Consider the following 638-nt stretch of genomic DNA (forward strand, 5'->3'; position numbering starts at 1 on the left):
GCGGATAAAGCTGCAACAAGTTCAGGTGTTAAGAACCTAAAAGTGTGGGTACATGTAACAGCTGATACTGATGAGGGAAAAGTCTATGCTGAACGTGTAAAGGCTTTTAATGATTCTCAAAAAGATGTAAAGGTTGACATTGAATTTATACCACGTGCAGGTGGTGGAAGCGGTTATGAGGATAAAATTAATACTGCAATAACCACTAATCAGTTACCAGACATAATTACTTTAGATGGACCTAATACTGCTGCTTATGCAGATGCAGGTACTATAGTGCCTATAACTAAATATATCTCTGATGAATCTAAGAAAGATTATGTTGATTCCATAATTCAACAAGGTACAGTTAATAATGAATTATATAGCTTAGCAGCTATGGAATCTACTGTAGGATTATTTTATAACAAGAAAGTATTGAATGAGTTAGGTATAAAACCAGGAACAATAGATAATCCTTGGACATGGGATGATTTATATGCTGCTTCCAAAAAGATTACACAAGCTAAAGGTGTACCATCCCTTGATATGGCACTAAAGGACAAAGGTGAATGGAGAATTTATGCTTATGCTCCTTTGTTATGGTCAAATGGTGGGGATGTAATTTCTCAGGATGGATTAAAGGCTGATGGCATATT

1 protein-coding gene is annotated in these 638 nt (G+C 35.6%); it reads left to right on the plus strand.

All coding sequences use genetic code 11. The annotated features are described in order from the left end of the window. Positions 1–638: ABC transporter substrate-binding protein (locus CPJCM30710_RS17420; RefSeq protein WP_212905399.1), on the plus strand; the 638-nt coding region annotated here is incomplete at both ends.

Source organism: Clostridium polyendosporum, from assembly GCF_018332455.1.
In the GTDB taxonomy this organism is placed as follows: domain Bacteria; phylum Bacillota; class Clostridia; order Clostridiales; family Clostridiaceae; genus Clostridium_AY; species Clostridium_AY polyendosporum.